7 protein-coding genes are annotated in these 7,132 nt (G+C 73.9%); 4 read left to right on the forward strand and 3 right to left on the reverse strand.

What is annotated here, in order from left to right; translation table 11 throughout:
- The first annotated feature begins 266 nt into the window (after positions 1 to 266).
- Together ACWC94_RS42040 and ACWC94_RS42045 are read left to right on the forward strand one after the other, a co-directional pair.
- On the forward strand, positions 267 to 1,004 hold the full coding sequence (locus tag ACWC94_RS42040; protein WP_450803027.1) for an SIR2 family NAD-dependent protein deacylase: 738 nt from the start codon (positions 267 to 269) through the stop codon (positions 1,002 to 1,004).
- Positions 1,005 to 1,222: 218 nt separating this feature from the next.
- Positions 1,223 to 2,182, forward strand: a complete 960-nt coding sequence (locus ACWC94_RS42045; protein ID WP_450803029.1) for a D-2-hydroxyacid dehydrogenase family protein — start codon at positions 1,223 to 1,225, stop codon at positions 2,180 to 2,182.
- A 49-nt stretch (positions 2,183 to 2,231) separates the two neighbouring features.
- Here ACWC94_RS42045 and ACWC94_RS42050 read toward each other — a convergent pair whose 3' ends face one another.
- The 3 genes from ACWC94_RS42050 to ACWC94_RS42060 form a co-directional block, all read right to left on the reverse strand.
- Positions 2,232 to 2,723 carry a methylated-DNA--[protein]-cysteine S-methyltransferase gene (locus tag ACWC94_RS42050; RefSeq protein WP_450803036.1) on the reverse strand — a complete coding sequence of 164 codons (492 nt, stop codon included), beginning with the start codon at positions 2,721 to 2,723 and terminating at the stop codon, positions 2,232 to 2,234.
- A gap of 59 nt (positions 2,724 to 2,782) precedes the next feature.
- Entirely contained in the window at positions 2,783 to 4,261 is a 1,479-nt protein-coding gene (locus ACWC94_RS42055; RefSeq protein ID WP_450803030.1) for an AlkA N-terminal domain-containing protein, read from the reverse strand.
- A 382-nt stretch (positions 4,262 to 4,643) separates the two neighbouring features.
- Positions 4,644 to 5,516, reverse strand: coding sequence for a methylenetetrahydrofolate reductase (locus tag ACWC94_RS42060; protein ID WP_450803032.1), 873 nt, complete (start codon positions 5,514 to 5,516; stop codon positions 4,644 to 4,646).
- Positions 5,517 to 5,747: 231 nt separating this feature from the next.
- Between ACWC94_RS42060 and ACWC94_RS42065 the strand changes: the two genes are divergently transcribed.
- Positions 5,748 to 6,449, forward strand: a complete 702-nt coding sequence (locus tag ACWC94_RS42065; protein ID WP_450803034.1) for a B3/B4 domain-containing protein — start codon at positions 5,748 to 5,750, stop codon at positions 6,447 to 6,449.
- Positions 6,450 to 6,493: 44 nt separating this feature from the next.
- Positions 6,494 to 7,132, forward strand: a 639-nt coding sequence (locus ACWC94_RS42070; RefSeq protein ID WP_450803038.1) for a GntR family transcriptional regulator, incomplete at its 3' end; no start/stop codon positions are given.

The following is a 7,132-nucleotide window of genomic DNA, read 5'->3' on the forward strand; positions in this document are numbered from 1 at the left end:
CGCCATGTGCCGGTAGTCGTCCTCATCGACATTCGGAAAGTGAACACCGATGTAGTCCAGGACCTGGTCCAGCCAACCCGGAATCGTGTAACCCACGCTCGTCGTCCCCCATGTGTCCCGCACAGCCCCGAAGCCCGGCTGCCCAGTGTGCGCTTGCGAACCCTACCGGCGGAGACGTTCCGGATGGAGCCCTGGTTGCGCTGGTGAACGCGAGTGCCCCCCGATACCCGCTCGCTCCGACCAGACGGGCGCCTTACTCTCAGCCCATGAACAGCCCTCTCGTAGCCGTACTCAGCGGCGCAGGCATCTCCACGGATTCCGGGATCCCTGACTATCGCGGTCCGAACGGGCTGTGGCGGCGCGATCCCGAGGCCGAGAAGCTCGTCACCTACGCGTACTACATGAGCGATCCGGAGATCCGCCGGCGATCCTGGCAGATGCGGCGCGAGAACCGCACGCTCCAGGCCGAGCCGAACGCCGCGCACCGGGCCGTCGCCGAACTGGAGCAGTCCGGCATCCCGGTGCGGGTGATCACACAGAACGTGGACGGGCTGCACCAGCTCGCCGGCATGCCCGACCGCAAGGTGCTCGAACTGCACGGCAGCGCACGCAGCGTCGTCTGCACGCGGTGCCACGCGCGCGGGCCGATGGAGGACGCCCTCGCCCGCGTCGAGGCCGGTGAGGACGACCCCCCGTGCCTGGAATGCGGCGGCATCCTCAAGTCCGCCACCGTCATGTTCGGCGAACGCCTCGACCCCGTGGTGCTCGGCGAAGCCGTCGCCATCACCCAAGCCTGCCAGGTGTTCATCGCCGTCGGCACCAGCCTCCAGGTGCAGCCCGCCGCCGGCCTCGCGGGGCTCGCCGCCGACCACGGCGCCCGGCTGATCATCGTCAACGCGGAACCCACCCCGTACGACGACCGTGCGAACGAGGTCGTTCGCGAGCCCATCGGCACCGCCCTGCCCGAACTGCTCGACCGCATCCGGACCGGGAACGGCAGGTAGGCGGCCGTTCGCCACCGACCCGGCCCGCCTCGCAAGACGTCGCCGACGTGAGCTTGCCGCCACTGGCCGGAATGTGACGGTCTCGGTCCGCATGATGGCCGGTTCCTCGGTGCGGTGATCGGCTGGGGCAAGATCTTCCTGCCGGCGGTCCGGGACCGGGCGACCGCCGACGCCGCACGTCGTGTGCCACGGCACGCACGTCCCTGGGGAGGAATGACATGCGATTCCGCTGCGCCGTACTCGACGACTTCCAGAACGTGGCGGTCACGTCCGCCGACTGGTCGGCGCTGGGCGACCGCGTGGAGGTCGTCTCCTTCACCGGGCACTTCGCGGGCGAGGACGAACTCGTCGCCGCCCTCGCCGACTTCGACTGCGTGGTCACCCTGCGCGAGCGGGTGCCGTTCCCCGCCGGTCTGCTGAACCGGCTGCCCCGGCTGAGGCTCCTGATCGCCTCCGGCATGCGCAACTCGGTGATCGACTACGCGGCGGCCAGGGCCGGCGGCGTCACCGTGTGCGGGACCGAGAGCTCGGGCACACCGCCGGTCGAGCTCACCTGGGCCCTGCTGCTGGGTCTCGCCCGCGGCATCGTCCAGGAGAACAACGCCCTGCGCGCGGGCGGCCCCTGGCAGTCCACCGTCGGTGCCGACCTGCACGGCCGTACGCTCGGGCTGCTCGGTCTGGGCCGGATCGGCAGCCGGGTGGCGCAGGTCGGGCTCGCCTTCGGGATGGACGTCGTCGCCTGGAGCCAGAACCTCACCAAGGAGCGCGCCGACGAGGTCGGCGTACGCCTGGCCCCCTCCAAGGAGGACCTGCTCGCGAGCAGCGACTTCGTGTCCGTGCACGTCTCGCTGAGCGACCGGACCCGCGGGCTGCTCGGCGCCGCCGAACTCGCCCTGCTCAAGCCGACCGCCTACCTGGTCAACACCTCGCGGGCCGCGATCGTCGACCAGGACGCGCTGCTCGCCGCGCTGCACGAGGGCCGTATCGCCGGCGCCGGCGTCGACGTCTTCGACGTGGAACCGCTGCCCGCCGACCACCCGATGCGCAGCGCGCCACGCCTGCTCGCCACCCCGCATCTGGGCTACGTGTCCCGCGCCAACTACGCGCGTTACTACGGCCAGGCCGTGGAGGACATCCGGGCCTATCTCGACGGCGCCCCGGTCCGGGTCCTCGGCTGACGTGACCGTCGCGGCCCCGGCCATGAGCCGGAGGAGGGCCGCCACCGGCTCAGAAAAGGGCCGTTCCGCGCTCGAGGTCCAGCAGCCGGCGCTTGCGGTCCAGGCCGCCGCCGTAGCCGGTGAGGCTGCCGCCGGAACCGATGACGCGGTGGCAGGGGACGATGATCCCGACGGGGTTGCGCCCGTTGGCCAGGCCGACGGCACGGGAGGCACCGGGGCTGCCGAGGGCGTCGGCGAGTTCACCGTAGGTGCGGGTCTCGCCGTAGGGGATGCGGGTGAGCTGTGCCCAGACGCTGCGCTGGAACGGCGTTCCCCGCAGCGCGAGTTCGACGGTGAACTCCGTCAACTCGCCCGCGAAGTAGGCATTCAGCTGTTCCTCCGCCTCGGCGAAGACCGCCGGGGTGTCGTCGCGCGGGCCGAAGTCCTCCTCGGCCGGGCGGTGCCGCTGGCCGGCCATGTACAGCCCGCACAGGGCGCCTTCGGCGTCGGCGACCAGGGTGAGCGGGCCGTAGGGACTGTCGATCACGGTGTGGCAGGTCATGGAGGTCACGGGTGTCACAGGGGTCGCGGGTGTCACGGGTGTCACGGGCGGAACCTTCCTTACACGGGGAGGAAGTTGATGGGGTGGCTGTCGGTCGCCCACAGGTACTGCACCGCGTACGCCCGCCAGGGCCGCCATGCCTCGGCGCGGGCGGTGAGCGCGGCCGGGGTGGACGGCAGGCCCAGCTCCCCGGCCGCACGCCGGATGCCGAGGTCGGTGGGGAGGAAGGCGTCGGGGTCGCCGAGGGCGCGCATGGCGATGACGTCCACGGTCCAGGGGCCGAAGCCGGGCAGGGCTAGGAGCCCCGCGCGAGCCTCGGACCAGTCGCTCTCGACGCCCAGGTGGAGGGTTTTGTCGGCGAGTCCCCGGACGAGGGTGGTGAGGGTGGTGCGCCGGGTGCGGGGCATCGCCAGCGTGCCGGGGTCGACGGCGGCCAGGGCCTCGGGGGACGGGAAGAGGTGGGTGAGGCCGCCGTCGGGGTCGTCCAGGGGCTTGCCGTGCGCGGTGACCAGGCGGGCCGCGTGGGTGCGGGCGGCGGCCGTGGACACCTGCTGCCCGAGTACGGCACGCACGGCGAACTCGGCCTCGTCGACCGTGCGCGGCACACGGCGGCCGGGCGACTTGTCGACCAGCGGCGCGAGCAGCGGGTCGGTGCGCAGGTGGTCGTCGACGGCGACCGGATCGGCGTCGAGGTCGAGCAGGCGGCGGCAGCGGCTGATCGCCACGGTTAGATCACGCAGGTCGCTCAGGGCGAGGCGGCAGGCGATGTGGTCGGGGCGGGGGGCGAGGGAGACGATTCCGTGGCCGTACGGCAGGCGCAGCGTGCGCCGGTAGGCGCCGTCGCGCCACTCCTCGACGCCGGGTACGGCCGTGGCGGCGAGGTGGCCGAAGAGGTTGGAGGGGTTGAGCGGGGCGCGGAACGGCAGCCGCAGGCTGATCCCGCCCGGCGTGCCGGTCCCCGACTCGGGGGTGCGGCCGCGCAGCTCGCTCGGGGTCAGGGCGAAGACCTCGCGGACCGTGTCGTTGAAGGTGCGGATGGAGGAGAATCCGGCCGCGAAGGCGATCTCCGCCATGGGCAGGGGGGTGGTCTCGATGAGCAGCCGCGCGGTCTGGGCGCGCTGGGCGCGGGCGAGCGCGAGGGGTCCCGCGCCCAGTTCGGCGAGCAGCTGCCGCTCCACCTGCCGGGTGCTGTAGCCGAGCCGCGCGGCGAGTCCGGGCACGCCCTCGCGGTCCACGACGCCGTCGGCGATGAGCCGCATGGCGCGGGCCACCAGGTCGGCGCGCTGGTTCCACTCCGGGGAGCCCGGGCTGGTGTCCGGGCGGCAGCGCTTGCAGGCCCGGAACCCGGCCTGCTGGCAGGCGGCCGCGCTCGGATAGAACGTCATGTTCTCCGGCTTGGGCGGGACGGCTGGGCAACTGGGCCGGCAGTAGATCCGGGTCGTCAGAACGGCCGTGAAGAACCACCCGTCGAACCGCGCGTCCTTGGACTGCACGGCGCGTACGCAGTGCTCCCGGTCGAGGTGGGTCGGTGTCTGCATGCCTCCAGCATCGGCCCCCGGGGCAGCCGGCGCTGGCGGATTTCCGACACCAGCGTCCGCCGGCCTGCCGGGTTCCCGATTCCGGGTGGGCTCGGGCCGGCCGGGAAGCGGTGGCGCGGGACGGGCTGCCGTGGTCGGCAGCCCGTCATGGGGGCCGGAACGTCGTGGGGGCCGGAACGTCGTGGTCGGCGGCCACCGGTAACGGGCCGCGCACCCACATGCCGGCCCGGGTCAGGAGCGTCCCTGCTGGTGGTCGGCTGAGGAGCGATCCCGGTCGGCCGCCGGGCGCGGGCGGTCTGCCGGCCGGCAGGGCCCGCGGGGCGCCGTGCTCGCCCGGTCCGGGCTCCTGTCCTGGCTCCGGCCGTCGCCGCACACAGTCCTGCTAGGAGCGGCTCTCCTGCCGGAAGCGGGCGATCCACTCGGCGGTGTGCCGCAGCCCGCCGAACGTGTAGAAGTGCACCTTCACCGCACCGTGCCGCTGGGGGTCGTAGCCGCGGGCGAGGGCGTGCAGAAAGCGGTCCGGGCCGGTCGTACCCATGAGGTTGGTCAGCGAGAAACCGTACTTGCGGGCGACGGAGGCGCTGGTCGCGACGCCGAAGCGGGTGGCGTAGCCGAGCAGCCGGCGGACGCCCGCCGGTCCGGGCACACCGATGCGGACGGGCAGGTGCACGCCCCGGGCGCGGGTGGCTTCCAGCCAGGTGAGGACCGGGTCGGCGTCGAAGCCGAACTGGGTGATGACGTCGCCTCCGAACCGGTGCGCGCCGATGGCCGCCGCCTTGTCGGTGAGCGCGGACCACAGCGTGCGGTCGGCTATCGAGGGGTGGCCCTCCGGGTAACCGCTGATGCCGACGTGGCGGACGCCGTGGCGCTGGAGCAGCCCGGTACCCAGGATGGCGAGGGCGTCCGCGTAGGGGCCCTCGGGGCGGGCGGGGTCGCCGCCGACGACGAAGACGTTCTCCGCGGTGCCGTCCGCGGACAGCCCGGCCAGGAACTCCTCCAGGGCGGCGCGGGAGGGCAGCCGTCGCGCGGAGATGTGCGGTACGGGGACGAAACCGAGCCGCTTGACCGCGCGGGCGGCCGCCAGCCGCATGCCGAGGTCCTCCCCGGCGAGGAAGGTGATGTTGATGCGGGTGCCCCGCGGGATGCTGCCCTGCGCCTCCTCCAGCCGGGGCACGTCCTTGCCGGTCATCTCCAGGGAGAAGTCGTCCAGCAGAGCGGCACCGACGGCCGGGGGGACGGTGAGAGCGGGGTTCATCGTGCTCCTCGTACGACGGTGTTCCTGACCTCGGCCGATGATGCCACGCCGGAAGTGGGGTCAAGGGGTAGGGGGTAGGGCGCGGGAGGCAACGGGGCGTGGTGCGGGCCGGGAACCGTCCCACGGTTATGGACCGGTGATCCACACCGGGTTTGGCTCTGGTGACCGGACCACGACCCCGGCAGGGTGGTGCTTCCGACCCCGTGGAGCGACCCCGAGGAGACCCCCACCATGCGATTCCGGCACGCGGACACCCTCTGGGCCGCGTTCCCCGAACTGGCCTCCGGCGCGCTGTACGCCACCGGCGTCGGCGCCGCCGCGGACACCGGCCCGCGCGCCGCCGCGTACACCGCCCGCGCCCTGGCCCGGCTGGCCGGCGCCACCGAGGGCGAGTTTCCCGAAGTACTGGCCTGGCGCCGGACGTTCACCCGGCTGGGAGTGAAGCCGACGCAGTACCGGTGCGCCTCCGAGTCGCTGCTGCGGCGGCTGCGCAAGGAGGGGACGCTGCCGCGCATCCACCCGCTGGTCGACCTGTGCAACGCGCTGTCGGTGGCGTACGCCGTCCCGGTGGCGGTTCTCGACGTCGACCGGATCACCGGGCCGCTGCTGGAGGTGCGGCCGGCCGTCGGCGACGAGACGTACACGGCGTTCGGCGGGGGCGTCGAGCGGCCCGCGCCCGGCGAGGTGACGTTCGTCGACTCCGCGGGACGGGCGCACGCCCGGCGCTGGACCCACCGGCAGAGCGGCCACTCGGCGGTCGGGGAGCACACCCGCCGGGTCCTGGTGGTGGCGGAGGCCGTGCACGACGGCGGCGCGGAGATGGTGCCCGAGCTGCTGAAGACGGTTCAGGAGGAGGTGGCGGCGCACTGGGGGGCGGTCACCGGGACGGCCGTGCTCACCCGGGCCGCACCGGAGTTCGTCTTCGGCGACTGAGCCGGCGGCATGGCAGCATCGGGGGGATGAACGAGGGGACAGGCATGCCCGCCACCGGCGAACTCCCTGGCCACGGCTCGGACTTCCTGCAGCTGGCGGCCGGTGACGTGCCGGCCGGCGGGAAGGCGGAGTGGCTGGCGGGCCGGCTGCGGCAGGCGATAGCGGACGGCCGGCTGGCGGTGGGCAGCAGACTGCCGCCCACCCGGGTACTAGCCGCCGAGCTCCATGTCTCCCGAGGGGTGATCACCGAGGCGTACCGCCGCCTCGCCGAGGACGGTCATCTGGAGGGCCGCCGCCGCGGGGGCACGGTGGTGGTCGCGGCCCCGTTCGCTCCGGTCCCCTTCGCCCCGGCGCGGGGCGTCTTGGGGGGCGGGGCCCCGGAGTACGGGGAGGCGGCGAAGGACCCGGCGCACCCCGCACCGGGCAGCCCCCTCCCCGGCACGTCCGCGACACCGCCCGTCCCCACGTCCGCACCGCGGGACACCGGCACACTCGAAACCGCACCCCCCGGCCCCACCGGCACCCTGCCCCGTCCCCCGTCCGGAACCCCGTCGCCTCCCACTCCAGGGACCGTAGCCCCCGGCCCGACCGGTTCGACCGGCCCCCTGCCCCCCCCCCCCCCCCCCCGCCCCCCCCCCCCCCCCCCCCCCCCCCCCCCCCCCCCCCCCCACCCCCCCCCCCCC

The sequence above is a fragment of the Streptomyces sp. NPDC001135 genome (genome assembly GCF_053598395.1).